The following is a 14,059-nucleotide window of genomic DNA, read 5'->3' on the forward strand; positions in this document are numbered from 1 at the left end:
CCCGTGAGGCTTGTAGAGCCCGCCAGCCACCACGCCTGCGATGGCGACCCCCCACCACACCCGCGCGCGGCCTGGCGCGCGCCACCAGCGGGGCAGCATCGAGGGCAGCGTCGGCCGTCGCACGAGCACCTGCTCGGCAAGCATCATCGGCAGAATCACGGAGACGAACGGGTGGTAGAAGCCCGCGACTACTACGAGAGAGGGCCACTCGAGCAGTTGAGAGTTCACGGCCTCGTCCCACGGCTGATCCCACAGCACGCGGGTGATGTAGAACTCGTACAGACCCATCACCACGCCTGCCGACCACAGGGCCGCGAGCGTCGGGTGTTCTTGGCGCCTCAACACCACCGACGCGATCAGGAGGGTCTGCGCGCCATAGATGGGAACTAACAGGATCCACTGCACGGGATTCAGCAGCCCCCACGGAGCGGAGCCGATGCTCACCTCTGCCAGCGCGATCGACAACACCGTGATGAGCACCGCCGCAGCCATGCGCGGGCCGCGCGGCGCGCGGAACACGGATGGCGAGCTCATCTCAAGGACAGTAGCGAGATCACCAGCGCAACCGCCATGGGGGATCACCCTGAATCTTGGCGGCTACGCTGCAGCACGTCCGCTCAGCCGCGCCACGAGCCGCAACATCTGCGCCAACCGAGCGGGCGAGGTGCGCAGGTCCATCCCGACCTAACGACGCGCCGAGCGAACGGCCTCCACGAGGCGACGCATGCGGGGGTGGTCGAAGAGGTCGTCGAGCAGCACAGGCACCCCGTTGCGATCAGTGAGCGCCATGCGCCAATTGGGATACTCCTCGAAAGTGCCAGGCACGTTTTGCGCGCGCATGTCGCCCACCGCATCGGTGATGGCAACCCCTGTGAGCAGCGCCGGTGAGGCGAGCACCATCCGGTGCACTGCCGCGATGAGGTCCTCTTCTTCGTAATCCTCGATCACCCAGTTGCGCTCTCGCAGGAGCGCGACGAGCCGCTGCAACTCCTGGGCCGCCTGCTCTGTCGCGGCGTCCGGGTCGTCGATGAGTCCCAACTCTGTGCGCAGTTCCACGTGCGCTCCTGCCAACATCATGGCGGTGGGAGGGAGATCGTGAGTCGTCACCGTGGCGAGGGCGTCGGCCCTGTACTGCTCTGGCGGGGTGAAGCCACCGTCGTGAGTGCGCTCAAACCACAGCACGCACGTGCCCAGCACTCCGCGCGAGCTCAGGTACTCGCGTACCCACGGCTCGACGGTGCCTAGGTCCTCGCCGATGACGATCGCCCCCGCGCGGTGCGCCTCCAGGATGAGAATGCCCACCAGCGCCTCGTGGTCGAACTGCACGTAGGAGCCGTCGCCAGCACCATGGCCCACCGGGATCCACCATTGCCTGAAGAGCCCCAAGATGTGATCGACGCGTACGGCGCCCGAGTGTCTCACGGCCGCGCGCACCACGTCGCGGAACGGCACATAGGCGGCGGCCTCCAGGGCGCGCGGCTGCCACGGCGGTTGCGACCAGTCCTGACCCTGCGGGTTGAAGCCGTCCGGTGGTGCGCCCACACCCATTCCGGTGGCCAACACCCGGTGAAGACTCCATGCGTCGGCTCCCGACGGATGGACCCCCACCGCGAGATCGGTGATGATGCCGATGTCCATGCCAGCACCGCGCGCCGTTGACTGCGCGTGAGTGGCCTGTTCGTCCGCGATCCATTGCATCCACGCATGGAACAGCACCCGTTCTGAGTGCTCGTCCCTCCACGCGGCGACGGCAGCGGCCGACGCTGTGGCCAGTTCGTCCGGCCATGACTTCGTTCCCTGGTATTCCTCCGAGAGCGCTGCCCACGTGGCGTAGTCCTCTAGCGCCTTGCCTTCGCGCACGCAGAACGCCTCGAACTGCGCCTCTCGCCCTGGCGAGCGTGGCGCTTCAAAGATGTGCTCCAGCGCGGCCACCTTGGCACGCCACACTTCGTCCCGATCCAGCAGTTCGTCGGTCTCGTTGTTCCTGCTGGGACGCTCGGACTCCCATTCGATGACCGCGCGCTGCTGCGAGGGCACGTACGCCACCTCAGGGATGTCTTCAATGCGGATGTACATCGGCGCGATGAAGCGGCGCGATGACGGCAAGTACGGGGACGGGCTGAGCGGCGGTACCGCCTCGTTCGCGTGCAAGGGGTTGATGAGCACAAAGTCGGCGCCAGCGCGGATCTTCGCCAAGGAGCACAGATCCCCCAGATCCCCCAGGTCGCCGATGCCCCACGACCGCTTGGATCGCAGCGAATACAACTGCGTCATGAGGCCCCAAGGGCGCCTGGCCTTGATCGTCTCCGGCACCTCCAGTCGCTCTGGGGTCACCACCACATAGCCGCGCCCCCGCCTCCCTGGGAAGGTCGCCTCGATCACATGCCAACCGAGGGGCAGGTCGTCAGGGATGCGGAACGTCGCGCGGCCCACCGCCACGGAGCCAACCCCGTGCGGCTCGTTCGTCTTGTCCACCTGTTCCAGCGGGACCTCGATGCCTGCCTCCGTGCGCAACTTGGCAGTCACCGTGGAGCCGTGCGGCATGTGCACGGGAATCTCTCGCGATTGGCCCTCGCGCAGCACCGTCACTGGCGGGACGATGCGTGTCCAGACGTAGTCCTTGAGTTCCTCGAGCGACGCGCGACACGCGTCATCGTCGTGGGCGTCAAAGCCCATGGCGCCCAGAATCGCCACGAGCGCGCCGCGCGAGCAGGTCCTATGTGTGCCATCGATGAGGTGGACGTCCGTGGCCACTCCGCAGGCTCGAGCGAGCGTCGTCAGTGCCTCTGACGGTCGCGTCTGCTGCCCCTGCTCGCTCATGGGTCTCATCCTGCCAGGTTTGCGGATCATTTCGGGGGGCCTCGCCGGGGCCATTACTCTGGACAGATGCACGCTTCTTTCCATGCCCTCGTCGTGACGACCGCCGATGCCGCAGCAGCGACCGACGACTCGGGGCCTCCCTGGGCCGCGATGGTCGAATCGTGGATTCCCGACGCGCCCGTGTGGGTACGCGACCTCACCACCACCTCGATTGGACTGGGCTTCTTGCTCATCGGCACCGTCGTGGTCTGGCTCATCGGTCGCGTCCTCATTCGCGGAGTGTCCCGCAGCATCGAGACGGGCCTTCCCTTCAGGCGCAGGGCCAGGCAGGCGCTCGAACGCGCCCGCCTAGAACTCCCTCCGATCGACCCCCAAGAGGCTCGACTCGAGGCCGAACGCAGGCGCCAGCGTGCCGGCACCATTCGCACCGTGCTCAATTCCGCGCTCGTGGTGGTCCTCCTTGCCGTGCTTGTGGTGATGATTCTTGACCTGATGGGCCTGCCAGTGGCGCCCCTCATCGCCTCGGCGGGAATCATTGGTGTGGCGCTCGGCTTCGGTTCGCAGTCGCTCGTGAAGGACCTGCTATCTGGCCTGTTCATGCTCATCGAGGACCAGTACGGCGTGGGCGACGTGGTGGACCTTGGCGAGGCGGTCGGCCTTGTAGAGGAGGTTGGCCTGCGCTCGACCCGCTTGCGCGCTCTCGACGGCACCGTCTGGTACGTCCCCAACGGGGAGATCCGCCGCGTGGGCAACATGACTCGGCTGTGGTCGCGAGCTCTCATCGAGGTGCGCCTTGGCTACAACACCGACCTCGATGCTGCCCGCCAGGCCATGCTCGACGCGGTCGCCGCCGCACGCGAAGCGGACGAGGACATCGACAAGGCGATCCTGTCCGAGCCGGAGGTGCCCGGCATCGAGTCGTTCGACTACTACAGCGTCGCCGTGCGGCTGCTCATCCAGGTGGCGCCCATCAAGCAGTGGGAGGTGATGCGTCACGTGCGGCTCCACATGCGCCGCATCTTCGCCGAGCGGGGGATCCACATGGCAGTGCCTGACCAGACGCTGTTCGTTGACCGCAGCGTCCCGACGTCCGACGACCACGACGACCCCGAGTGAGTTCCCCCATTCCCGGCGGAGGCGAGCCCACGCCCGGCATGAGCATCGGCGCAGCCCCTACCCAGGCCGAAGGCCAGAGCTTCTTCGAGGCGGCTGGGGGTCACGAGGCGTTCTCCGGAATCGTCCAACGCTTCTACGAGGGCGTGCGCCAGGACGAGCTTCTGGCACCCATGTACCCTGACCAAGACTTTGACGCCGCCGCGGAGCGGCTGACGATGTTCCTTGAGCAGTACTGGGGCGGTCCCACCACGTACTCCGAGCTGCGCGGGCATCCGCGGCTGCGGATGCGCCACCAACCGTTCCACGTCAACCCGGAAGCGCGCGACCACTGGGTCGCGCACATGCGCGCAGCCGTCGAGGAATCCGATATGTCGCCACTGCACCAGGCCACATTGCTCGACTACCTCGAGCGTGCCGCGCACTCCATGATCAACACTTTCGACCCCACGCCGTAGCCCTGGGCCCACCATGGCCGGGTAGCCTCGATGCATGGATCACGTGGAAGACACCTGGGGTGATGAGGCGGTTGCGGCCGGTCTGAGCGCACTCGACCTGCGCCGACTCGGCGACACCAGTTTCGAGGGCGACTCGTTGCCGATGCCAGGCGGGCGAGTATTCGGCGGCCAAGTGGTCGCACAGGCGGTTGTCGCTGCGGGACACACCGTCGACGACTCGCGCGCGATGCACTCGATGCACGGTTACTTTTTGCGGCCGGGCGACGCCACCCGCCCCATTCGCTTCGAGGTGGAGGAACTGCGCGACGGTCGGTCCTTCTCTGCCCGCCGCACTCACGCCATTCAAGACGACGAGCCAATCCTGTCGATGATCGCGTCGTTCCAGGTGGAGCAAGACGGGCCGGAACACTCGGTGCGCATGCCGGAGGTGCCACCGCCCGACACGCTCCCGTCTGGGATGGACGTGCTCAGCCCCTTCGCAGGCCACCCGACCGCGGATTTCTGGCTCAACTCGGCACCGTTCGACGTGCGGCATGTGGAGGGCTCCATCTTCATTCATGCCGACGAAGCACCCAAGCAGTATCAGACCGCCTGGATGCGGGTGCGCCGGACCCTCGACGTGAGCGACCTCGTGCATCGCGCGCTCATTGCCTTCGGCTCTGATCAGGTGATCCTCGAGCCCGCACTGCGTCGCCACCGCGCCTCGTGGGCAACACACGGCATGGCCTTTGCCAGCCTCGATCACGCCTTGTGGTGGCATCGCCCTGCCCGCGCCGACGAATGGCTCCTGTTCGTCCAGGACGCCCCCACTGCACAGGGCGGCAGAGGCATGTGCGGATCGTGGGTATTCAGCGAGGACGGCAGACTGGTCGCCTCGGTCGCCCAAGAGGGCATGCTCCGCATGCCCGAGGGACACTAACTAGGCGTTTTACCAGGTGCATTTGTCTCGCGGGTAGCATCTTGCTACCGTTGACAGGCCACCCTGTTGATGCGCCAAGCGTTTCCGAGGTGGTTACGACACAGCCCAGGTCGCCGTTCATCGCTTCGTTGCGGAGACGTTTGAGCCTGGCTACGCAGGTCCCGACATTGGGGCTGCGGGTCCGTGATTGCCGTCCGACGGCTGCGAGTCCCTCGTGGTCAGGAGCGACCGCGATATGAGTGCGCCCACTGGGCGGCTCACCTGAGGATCACGTGACTGACACTATTGCTCTCAAGGCCACAGGCCTGTACAAGGTTTTCGGCAAACACGCCGACTCCGCCGTGCGCAAACTCCAAGACGGCGCCACCAGGGAGCAACTCGGCGGTGCGACCACGGCCGCAGTGATTGACGCCTCTTTTGAGGTCAAGCGGGGCGAGATCTTTGTGGTCATGGGCCTATCTGGTTCCGGCAAGTCGACGCTGATCCGCACGCTCAACGGTTTGCAGCCAGCCACGGCGGGCACCGTCGAGATTGGCGCTGACAACATCACAGGCGCCGCCCCCAAGCGCCTGCGAGACATCCGCCGCAAGCGCATGTCCATGGTCTTCCAGCACTTCGCCCTCCTGCCCCACCGCACCGTGCTCGACAACGTCGCCTACGGGCTCGAAATTCAGGGCATGCCCCGCGCCGAGCGCGAAGAGAAGGCCCGCAAGGTCACCGAGGTTGTCGGCTTGGGGGGCTGGGAAGACAAGCACCCGAGCGAGCTCTCCGGCGGCATGCAGCAGCGCGTCGGTCTCGCACGTGCCCTTGCAGCCGACACCGAGATCTTGCTCATGGACGAGGCGTTCTCCGCGCTCGACCCGCTTATTCGCCGTGAGATGCAGGAACAACTACTCGAACTGCAGGCCACGCTGGGCAAGACCATCATCTTCATTACGCACGACCTCAACGAGGCCATGTTCTTGGGCGACCGCATCGCCGTCATGCGCGACGGGCGCATCGTCCAAATCGGCACCCCTGAGGACATCCTCACTAATCCGGCCAACGATTACGTCGAACAGTTTGTGCAAGACGTTGACCGCACGCGCGTGCTGACCGCCGAGTCGGTGATGCGCAAGCCGCGTGCCGTGGTCCACCTCACGGCGGGTCCGCATGGCGCGCTCAAGGCCATGCGCGACGAGCAGATGAGCGGGGTGTACGTGATCAAGCGCGACCGCACGCTCATCGGCTGGGTCTCGGACCGCGCTTGCCTGGATTTGGTGCGCAACGGTGATAGGAATCTGGAAAGCATCGTTCAGTCAGACCACGGTGCCGTGTCGAGCGACACCGCACTGTCAGAACTGTTCATTCCGTCGCTCGAGTCCGCCTTGCCACTGGGCGTGGTGGACGCCAAGAACCGTCTGATCGGCGTCGTCCCCCGCGTCACCTTGCTGGCGACGCTCGGTGGTGAACCCGACGCGGCGCGCGAGGCCAGCCCCGACCGCGATCCCATTCCCAGCCACGTGGTGGACAAGGCACTGGAGGTCGCCATCGAATCGGGTGCGCTCAAGGTCGAGGAGGTCGACTGATGGAATACCGCATTCACTTTGGCGATTGGATCACCTCGGGCCTGGACTGGATCTCCGCAAACCTGAACTGGTTCTTCGAGTTTCTCAGGGCCGTCTACCTGGGCATGTACGACTCCGTGAACTGGGTGTTCAACACGCCCCCCGTACTCGTCGTCGTCATCGTGGCAGCACTTCTCGCGCTCCTCGCGCGCGGATGGAAGTTCGGCATCGGCACCGCCGTGGGATTCCTGTTCATCCTTGGCGTTAACCAATGGGAGAACGCAATGGACTCCCTCTCGCTCGTGGTCGTGTCCGCCTTCCTGGCCGTCCTCGTGTCAATCCCAATCGGCATTTGGGCTGCTCGCAACGATGTGGTGTCGGCCATTGTGAAGCCCATCATGGACTTCCTTCAGACGATGCCCGCGTTGGTGTACCTGATTCCCGCGATCGCACTGTTCCGCATTGGCGTGGCGCCCGGGATCTTCGCGACCGTCCTGTTCGCCATGGCGCCCGGAGTCCGACTCACCGAGTTGGGTATTCGCGGCGTTGACCATGAAGTGGTCGAAGCCGGACACGCCTTTGGAGCGGGCCCTGCGCGCATCCTGCGTCAGATCCAGTTGCCCCTGGCGATGCCGTCCATCATGGCCGGAATTAATCAGATCATCATGTTGTCGCTGTCGATGGTCGTGATCGCCGGCTTCGTCGGTGCTGGCGGCCTCGGTGGCGAGGTGACCAAGGCACTGTCCGCGCTCGACAAGCCGCTCGGCTTCGAGGCCGGCATGGCCGTCGTCATTCTCGCGATCATCCTGGACCGATTCACGGGTGCGTTTGGAAACAAGCGCGCGAAGGCGTTGCTCGGCGGACTGTTCAACCGCCTTCCGCGCGGAGGCACGCCCCCTGGTGAACCCACAGGTGGTTCAGACAATCCAGAAGCCATCAGCGATTTGGTGGATGAGAATCGCGCCACGCGCGCCGCTCCATAACTTCACCACTCCAAGGCCTCGCGTCCCTTAACAAGGGCCGTGTGCATCGGCCGGACCGAATCTGGCTGCAGATGCTCACGACGTGGAGAAATCCTCTTCGTCGAGAAAGGAAACACTCATATGAAGATGCGCTCTACCGCGCTCCTCGCCACGGCGGCCGCCGCGAGCCTCGTGCTCGCTGGTTGCTCGTCGTCGGAAGAGGCCGACCCGACCACGTCCGCCACTGGCGGCGAGGACGCTCCCGCTGCGGGCGGCGACATCACCATGGCCGTGTTCAACGGCTGGGACGAGTCGCTTGCCTCGTCGCTTCTGTGGCAGCACATTCTTGAGGGCAAGGGCTACAACGTCACCCTTGAGTATGCAGACCCCGCACCCGTGTTCCAGGCAGTTGCCGATGGCGACTACGACCTGGTGACGGACGTGTGGCTGCCCGCCACCCACGCCTCCTACCTCGAAGAGTTCGGGGACGACATCGAAGAGGTCGGCCCATGGTTCGACAAGGCCGCCCTCACGGTGGCTGTGAACGCCGACGCTCCTATCGACTCGCTCGCAGACCTGGCCGACAACGCCGACGCGTTCGGCAACCGCATCGTGGGCATCGAGCCCGGCGCCGGTCTGACCGCCGCCGTGCAGGATGGCGTGATCCCCACCTATGGCCTCGAGGGAATGGACTTCCTCACCTCATCGACCCCGGCCATGCTGGCCGAGCTCGACACCGCCACGTCCAACGGCGAGAACATCATCGTCACGCTGTGGGAGCCTCACTGGGCCTACGGCGCGTACGACCTCAAGAACCTCGAAGACCCCGAGGGCACGCTGGGTGACGCCGAGTCGATCTACACCTACTCGCGCACCGGCTTCGCCACGGACTTCCCCGAGGTCGCCGAATGGATGGGCAACTTCACCATGTCCTCCGACCTGCTCTACGACCTGGAAAACCAGCTCCAGGCCGCGGAGGGCGACGACGAGTACGACACCATCGTGAGCGACTGGGTCGCCGCGAACCAGGAGTGGGTGGACTCGCTCACTGCGTGAGTGTCCCCCTCTTCACACGGCAAAGCGCCGGTCACCTTGCGGTGGCCGGCGCTTCGTCGTCCGTGGGCGTGAAGCCGCTCGCCCGAGCGGCGTCGCGGATGCGTTAGCGAGTGCGCCGTAGCAACCTGCTGCTCAAGTTGAGGCCCTTGACGGCCTTGGAATCCTCGCCTCGCCGCTGCGCGACCTTGTCGGCAGCCGCCCCCAATCCCCATGCCACTGCGGGCACCAGGATGGCCGCAGCGACCCAACGCTTGATGAGTCTCTTCATGGTGTTACCTCCGTCAAGGTCAACACCACCGCCAGCCGTTGCGTTCCCGAGAAGGCCTCGCCGAGCATGTGACCAACTGGTGGGCGCGACGGCCTAGATCGCGTGCGGCCGTCGCTGCTAGGGTGGCGGCGAAATCACGAGGGAGCGACATGTCAGCAGCTACTGAGCAGCCCACCAGCGCGCCGCGAGAGCAGTTCTCCGGGCAGGTGGGTTTCATCCTGTCGGCCATCGGCTCCGCCGTGGGCCTGGGCAACATCTGGCGCTTCCCCGGAGTGGCGTACGAGAACGGCGGCGGCGCGTTCCTGGTCCCCTACCTCGTGGCGCTCGTCACGGCGGGAATCCCCATCCTCTTCCTCGACTACGCGATCGGCCACCGCTTTCGTGGCTCCGCCCCCACGGCACTGCGCCGATTGGGAGGGCGTTGGGGCCGCTGGACCGAGTCGCTCGGGTGGTTCCAGGTCGCCATGTCCTTCGTGATCGGGCTGTACTACACGGCCATCATCGGTTGGGCGCTTAGCTACTTCGTCTTCTCGTTCGATCTGCGCTGGGGCGACGACCCTGCCGGATTCCTGCTGGGCGACTACCTTGAGGCATCCAAAGAGGTGTCCATCACTGGCGACATCGTCGCGTCCGTGGCCATCCCCCTCGCGATCGTCTGGATCGCCGCCATCGTGGTGCTCGCGCTCGGCGTCACTAGGGGGCTGGAGCGAGCCAACCTCGTCATCATGCCGCTACTCGCGCTGACGTTCGGTGCCGTGGTGGTGAGAGCACTGTTCCTCGACGGCGCCGCCGACGGCCTGAACGCCTTCTTCACCCCGGACTGGGGCGCGTTGTCGGACCCCACGGTGTGGATCGCCGCCTACGGCCAGATCTTCTTCTCGCTGTCGATCGCCTTCGGCATCATGATCACGTATGCGTCGTACCGACGTCGCAAGGCCAATCTCACAGGCCCGGGTCTGGTGGTCGCATTCGCCAACTCGTCGTTCGAACTGCTTGCAGGCATCGGCGTGTTCGCCACGCTCGGCTACTTCGCCTTCCAGCAGGGAATCCCGGTGGCCGAACTCGAAGGCATCACTGGAATCGGCCTGTCCTTCATCACGTTCCCGGCGATCTTGTCGCAGATGCCCGGAGGTGCCGTGGTCGGTGCGCTGTTCTTCGGCACGCTCGCGTTGGCGGGCTTCACCTCGTTGCTCTCGATTCTGCAGGTCACGTCGGCGGCCGTTCAGGAGAAGTTTGGCCTCACCCCGCGCTCGGGCGCCCTCGCCATCGGCGTGGTCTCTGCCGTGTTGTCGTTCGCGCTGTTCTCCACGACATCCGGCCTGTACGCGCTCGACACTGCCGACCACTGGACCAACAACATCGGCGTGGTCGGCTCGGCCGTGATCATGTCGGTGCTCACCGTATGGGTGCTGCGCCGGGGTCCAGAACTGCTCCACCACCTGAACACGGTGTCGACCGTGAAGTTGGGGCGTGTGTGGTTGGCCCTGGTGGGCGTGGTGGTGCCAGCCGTGCTCGGCTACATGCTGGTGCGCGGCATCGTCAAGGTCGCGACAGAAGGCTACGAGGGTTACCCCTCAGGGTTCCTACTGGTGATGGGCTGGGGCGTGCTGATCGCGCTCGGCGTGATTACCGCCGTGGCCACTGCGTTGCCGTGGCGCCACAACAAGGACGACGTCGAACCGTGGCCGCCTTACCCAGCGGTCGCCGCCACGGAGGAGAACTGACATGACCCCCACCGCCATCACTTTGTTCATACTCGCGGCCGTCCTGGTCTGGGGTGGGCTGATCGTGAGCACCATTCACCTCATGAGACACCCCGACGCGACCAGCTTCCCAGCCGGGGGCGATGACGACGAGCGGCCGGAGCATTCCGTCATCGTCCACGACACGTAAGGAAGCCTTCGCGCCGACGGCGCGCCCCGCTAGTCCCTGGTGAGCTTGCGGTACGTCACGCGGTGAGGGCGAGCCGCCTCTTCGCCGAGTCTCTCCACCTTGTTGGCCTCGTACGACGCGAAGTTCCCTTCAAACCAGTACCAGTTGGCAGGGTTCTCTTCCGTGCCTTCGTAGGCAAGGATGTGCGTGACGACGCGGTCGAGGAACCAGCGATCGTGAGAGACCACCACGGCGCAACCTGGGAACTCGAGCAGGGCATTCTCAAGCGAGCCGAGGGTCTCCACGTCAAGGTCGTTGGTCGGCTCGTCGAGCAGCAACAGGTTGCCGCCCTCCTTGAGAGTGAGCGCAAGGTTGAGGCGGTTGCGCTCTCCACCCGACAGCACACCAGCGGGCTTCTGCTGGTCTGGGCCCTTGAAGCCGAACGCTCCCACGTACGCGCGTGAGGGCATCTCTACCCTGCCCACGTTGATGTAGTCGAGGCCGTCGGAGACGACCTCCCACAGGGACTTGTTGGGGTCGATTCCGCCGCGGGACTGGTCCACATACGAGACCTGGACGGTGTCGCCGATCTTCAGCTCGCCCTCGTCGAGCGGCTCGAGGCCCACGATCGTCTTGAATAGCGTGGTCTTGCCGACGCCGTTGGGACCGATCACGCCGACGATGCCGTTGCGCGGCAGCGTGAAGCTGAGCCCGTCGATGAGCGTGCGATCCCCGAAGCCCTTCTTGATGTTCTTGGCCTCGAGCACCACGTTTCCTAGCCGTGGGCCCGGCGGAATCTGAATCTCTTCGAAGTCGAGCTTCTTCATCCTGTCGGCCTCTGCCGCCATCTCTTCGTAGCGGTTCAGTCGCGCCTTGGACTTGGTCTGGCGGCCCTTGGCGTTCTGGCGCACCCACTCCAACTCGTCCTTGAGTCGCCTCTGCAGCTTCTGGTCCTTCTTGCCTTGAACCTCAAGCCGGGCGGACTTCTTCTCGAGGTAGGTCGAGTAGTTGCCCTCGTAGGGGTAGAGGTGACCACGGTCGACCTCACAGATCCACTGGGCCACGTGGTCGAGAAAGTACCGGTCGTGAGTGACGGCCATGACGGCGCCCGTGTACTTCGACAGGTGCTGCTCGAGCCACAGCACCGACTCGGCGTCGAGGTGGTTGGTGGGCTCGTCCAGGAGCAACAGGTCCGGCTTCTCCAGCAGCAGCTTGCACAGCGCGACGCGGCGGCGCTCGCCGCCGGAGAGGGTCTTGACGTCGGCGTCAGGCGGCGGGCACTGGAGCGCGTCCATGGCCTGCTCGAGTTGAGAGTCGAGGTCCCATGCGTCGGCGTGGTCGAGCTCCTCCTGGAGCGTTCCCATCTCCGCCAACAGCGTGTCGTAGTCGGCATCTGGGTTGGCCATCTCTTCCGAGATGGCGTTGAAGCGGTCGAGCTTGCCCTTGATCTCGGCGACGCCCTCCTCGACATTGCCCAGCACGGTCTTGTCTTCGTTGAGCGGCGGCTCTTGCAGCAGGATCCCGACGGAGTATCCAGGGCTCAGTCGCGCCTCACCATTGGAGGGCTGCTCGATGCCAGCCATGATCTTGAGGATGGTCGACTTTCCTGCACCGTTGGGGCCCACCACGCCGATCTTCGCGCCTGGATAGAACGCCATCGTTACGTCGTCGAGGATGACCTTGTCGCCGTGCGCCTTGCGCGCCTTGTGCATGGTGTAGATGAACTCAGCCACTACCGCTCCGAATGTTGTGTAGACGAGGCGACACGAGGCCGCCGGAACCGGGTCCAAGCCTACGCGGTAGCGGCGGCGGCTCGCCCCGAGACGAGCGGTGGGGCGCCGGTCTACCCCCGACGCCCCTGCGACACTCGCCGCGCTCAGACGGCGGCTGCCACGTCGTTCGGGTGGTCGGCGCCGTCCACTTCCGCGTCACCCGCGCCGTCAGCTCGCGTGTCACCGTCTCCGTCGGTCTCCGACGCCAACGCCGATGTGGCCGTCGTGGGGTCCTCCAGCGTGGGGTCGCCCGTGGCGCGCGTGAACTTGGCAATGCCGCGCGTCAGGTCGTGACCGACGCTGACGGCATCGATGATGAGGTCGGTGCGCGGCCCCGAGTCCGACTCCCACTCGTTGGTGCGAAAGCGCCCCTGCACCACCACGGGTTGACCCTTCTCGATGGATTCTTTCACCGTGAGCGAGGCGCCCCTGAACGCCCTCACCGTGAACCACTCGGTCTGCCCGTCGACCCACTCGTTCTTGTCGCGGTCAAAGTAGCGGCTGGTCGAAGCCATCCTGAAGCTCGTGAGGTGGGTGCCCGTCGGCCCCACCACGTGTCGTGGATCGGTGGCGACCCAACCGGCCACCGTCATCGTCAAATCATTCATCGCGTCCTCCTCGAATGCGTCGCCGCGGTTGCGGCGTGCGTCCACAGTGCGCGTGGCGGGGGGAAGGCGCCCGGGCTCGGTAGGCCAACCGTGGACATCGGCCACCGCGTCGGCCTGGGGACGACGCCCACCGGGCTTCTCTAGCACGGCTCCTGCGGCGACGAGCAGGGGACGTCGGCTAGGCCAGCTCCGTCAACTCGTCGAGGTTGCGATAGGCCTGGTGGATCAGGTCGGTTGGCTCCACCACGTGCGGCATCACCGCGGACGTGATGGCCTCGCGCCCGAGAGTCCGCACCACGGTGCCAGCCGCGCGACCCTTGGACGCCCGAGATGCCAGCCCCCTTATCCCCTTCGGGGCATCCACAGACGGCCAGGTGACGGCCGCCAACGAATCCTCGATCTCTTGGGCAAGGGCGTCGGCCGCCATGACGGCATCGTCCACCACAATGCGCCACGCGAGAGGCAGCCCTGCTGCGGCGGCGTCGATCCACTCGAGCCGCACTTGCTCGATAGCTGCCAAGGAGGCGCCCAACGCGTCCGGCACGGAGGCAGACCGGCCCGATGCGACCGCCGCGGCCGCGTCGGCCCTCGCCTCGATGCCAGCCGCCCTGGCACATGCGGCGACCAGCCCGTCCACGTCGGGAAGCTCAGGGTCCGCGTCTCG

The 14,059-nt window shown here is 65.7% G+C and carries 13 protein-coding genes and 1 pseudogene; 8 read left to right on the forward strand and 6 right to left on the reverse strand.

Annotated elements, in window-relative coordinates:
- Nucleotides 1–534 (reverse strand): hypothetical protein (locus tag QZZ33_RS11325; protein WP_291380125.1); only part of this gene is annotated, 534 nt, incomplete at its 3' end.
- 150 nt (nt 535–684) lie between these two features.
- Nucleotides 685–2,820: a 4-alpha-glucanotransferase gene (gene malQ / locus QZZ33_RS11330; RefSeq protein ID WP_291380126.1), complete on the reverse strand. Its 2,136-nt coding sequence runs from the start codon at nt 2,818–2,820 to the stop codon at nt 685–687.
- A gap of 66 nt (nt 2,821–2,886) precedes the next feature.
- On the opposite strand from malQ, the gene QZZ33_RS11335 reads away from it, so the two are divergent.
- From QZZ33_RS11335 to QZZ33_RS11360, 6 genes are all read left to right on the forward strand, one after another.
- Nucleotides 2,887–3,936, forward strand: coding sequence for a mechanosensitive ion channel family protein (locus QZZ33_RS11335; RefSeq protein WP_291380127.1), 1,050 nt, complete (start codon nt 2,887–2,889; stop codon nt 3,934–3,936).
- Between the two features lie 38 nt (nt 3,937–3,974).
- The gene (locus QZZ33_RS11340) at nt 3,975–4,391 is read left to right on the forward strand and encodes a globin (RefSeq protein WP_291380137.1); all 417 of its coding nucleotides are present in this window, start codon (nt 3,975–3,977) and stop codon (nt 4,389–4,391) included.
- Nucleotides 4,392–4,425: 34 nt separating this feature from the next.
- Nucleotides 4,426–5,310: an acyl-CoA thioesterase domain-containing protein gene (locus QZZ33_RS11345; RefSeq protein ID WP_291380128.1), complete on the forward strand. Its 885-nt coding sequence runs from the start codon at nt 4,426–4,428 to the stop codon at nt 5,308–5,310.
- Between the two features lie 272 nt (nt 5,311–5,582).
- A complete protein-coding gene (locus QZZ33_RS11350) occupies nt 5,583–6,878 on the forward strand; it encodes a glycine betaine/L-proline ABC transporter ATP-binding protein (protein WP_291380129.1) in 1,296 nt (431 codons plus the stop codon).
- Nucleotides 6,878–7,840 carry an ABC transporter permease subunit gene (locus tag QZZ33_RS11355; protein WP_291380130.1) on the forward strand — a complete coding sequence of 321 codons (963 nt, stop codon included), beginning with the start codon at nt 6,878–6,880 and terminating at the stop codon, nt 7,838–7,840. Before QZZ33_RS11350 ends, QZZ33_RS11355 begins: the two co-directional genes overlap by 1 nt.
- Before the next feature lie 120 nt (nt 7,841–7,960).
- Nucleotides 7,961–8,875 carry a glycine betaine ABC transporter substrate-binding protein gene (locus QZZ33_RS11360; protein WP_291380131.1) on the forward strand — a complete coding sequence of 305 codons (915 nt, stop codon included), beginning with the start codon at nt 7,961–7,963 and terminating at the stop codon, nt 8,873–8,875.
- A 103-nt stretch (nt 8,876–8,978) separates the two neighbouring features.
- Here the strand turns inward: QZZ33_RS11360 and QZZ33_RS11365 are convergent, their stop codons facing one another.
- Nucleotides 8,979–9,143, reverse strand: a complete 165-nt coding sequence (locus tag QZZ33_RS11365) for a hypothetical protein (protein WP_291380132.1) — start codon at nt 9,141–9,143, stop codon at nt 8,979–8,981.
- 149 nt (nt 9,144–9,292) lie between these two features.
- Between QZZ33_RS11365 and QZZ33_RS11370 the strand changes: the two genes are divergently transcribed.
- Both QZZ33_RS11370 and QZZ33_RS11375 read left to right on the forward strand, forming a co-directional pair.
- Entirely contained in the window at nt 9,293–10,867 is a 1,575-nt protein-coding gene (locus tag QZZ33_RS11370) for a sodium-dependent transporter (protein WP_291380133.1), read from the forward strand.
- A gap of 1 nt (nt 10,868) precedes the next feature.
- Nucleotides 10,869–11,036, forward strand: coding sequence for a methionine/alanine import family NSS transporter small subunit (locus QZZ33_RS11375; RefSeq protein ID WP_291380134.1), 168 nt, complete (start codon nt 10,869–10,871; stop codon nt 11,034–11,036).
- Nucleotides 11,037–11,065: 29 nt separating this feature from the next.
- Here the strand turns inward: QZZ33_RS11375 and ettA are convergent, their stop codons facing one another.
- The 3 genes and pseudogenes from ettA to QZZ33_RS11390 all read right to left on the reverse strand — a co-directional run.
- The gene (gene ettA, locus QZZ33_RS11380) at nt 11,066–12,748 is read right to left on the reverse strand and encodes an energy-dependent translational throttle protein EttA (protein WP_291380135.1); all 1,683 of its coding nucleotides are present in this window, start codon (nt 12,746–12,748) and stop codon (nt 11,066–11,068) included.
- A gap of 143 nt (nt 12,749–12,891) precedes the next feature.
- Nucleotides 12,892–13,395: a single-stranded DNA-binding protein gene (locus QZZ33_RS11385; protein WP_291380136.1), complete on the reverse strand. Its 504-nt coding sequence runs from the start codon at nt 13,393–13,395 to the stop codon at nt 12,892–12,894.
- Between the two features lie 178 nt (nt 13,396–13,573).
- Nucleotides 13,574–14,059 (reverse strand): annotated as a pseudogene (locus QZZ33_RS11390) (hypothetical protein); the annotation flags it as partial.

It is taken from the genome of Demequina sp. (genome assembly GCF_016278775.1).
GTDB lineage: Bacteria > Actinomycetota > Actinomycetes > Actinomycetales > Demequinaceae > Demequina.

Bases quoted from the DNA above. Each gene is read 5' to 3' on its own strand.
- QZZ33_RS11370 (WP_291380133.1), top strand. From the start codon at position 9,293: ATGTCAGCAGCTACTGAGCAGCCCACCAGCGCGCCGCGAGAGCAGTTC.
- QZZ33_RS11375 (WP_291380134.1), top strand. From the start codon at position 10,869: ATGACCCCCACCGCCATCACTTTGTTCATACTCGCGGCCGTCCTGGTC.
- QZZ33_RS11360 (WP_291380131.1), top strand. From the start codon at position 7,961: ATGAAGATGCGCTCTACCGCGCTCCTCGCCACGGCGGCCGCCGCGAGC.
- QZZ33_RS11345 (WP_291380128.1), top strand. From the start codon at position 4,426: ATGGATCACGTGGAAGACACCTGGGGTGATGAGGCGGTTGCGGCCGGT.
- malQ (WP_291380126.1), bottom strand. From the start codon at position 2,820: ATGAGCGAGCAGGGGCAGCAGACGCGACCGTCAGAGGCACTGACGACG.
- QZZ33_RS11335 (WP_291380127.1), top strand. From the start codon at position 2,887: ATGCACGCTTCTTTCCATGCCCTCGTCGTGACGACCGCCGATGCCGCA.
- QZZ33_RS11355 (WP_291380130.1), top strand. From the start codon at position 6,878: ATGGAATACCGCATTCACTTTGGCGATTGGATCACCTCGGGCCTGGAC.
- QZZ33_RS11385 (WP_291380136.1), bottom strand. From the start codon at position 13,395: ATGAATGATTTGACGATGACGGTGGCCGGTTGGGTCGCCACCGATCCA.
- QZZ33_RS11365 (WP_291380132.1), bottom strand. From the start codon at position 9,143: ATGAAGAGACTCATCAAGCGTTGGGTCGCTGCGGCCATCCTGGTGCCC.
- QZZ33_RS11340 (WP_291380137.1), top strand. From the start codon at position 3,975: ATGAGCATCGGCGCAGCCCCTACCCAGGCCGAAGGCCAGAGCTTCTTC.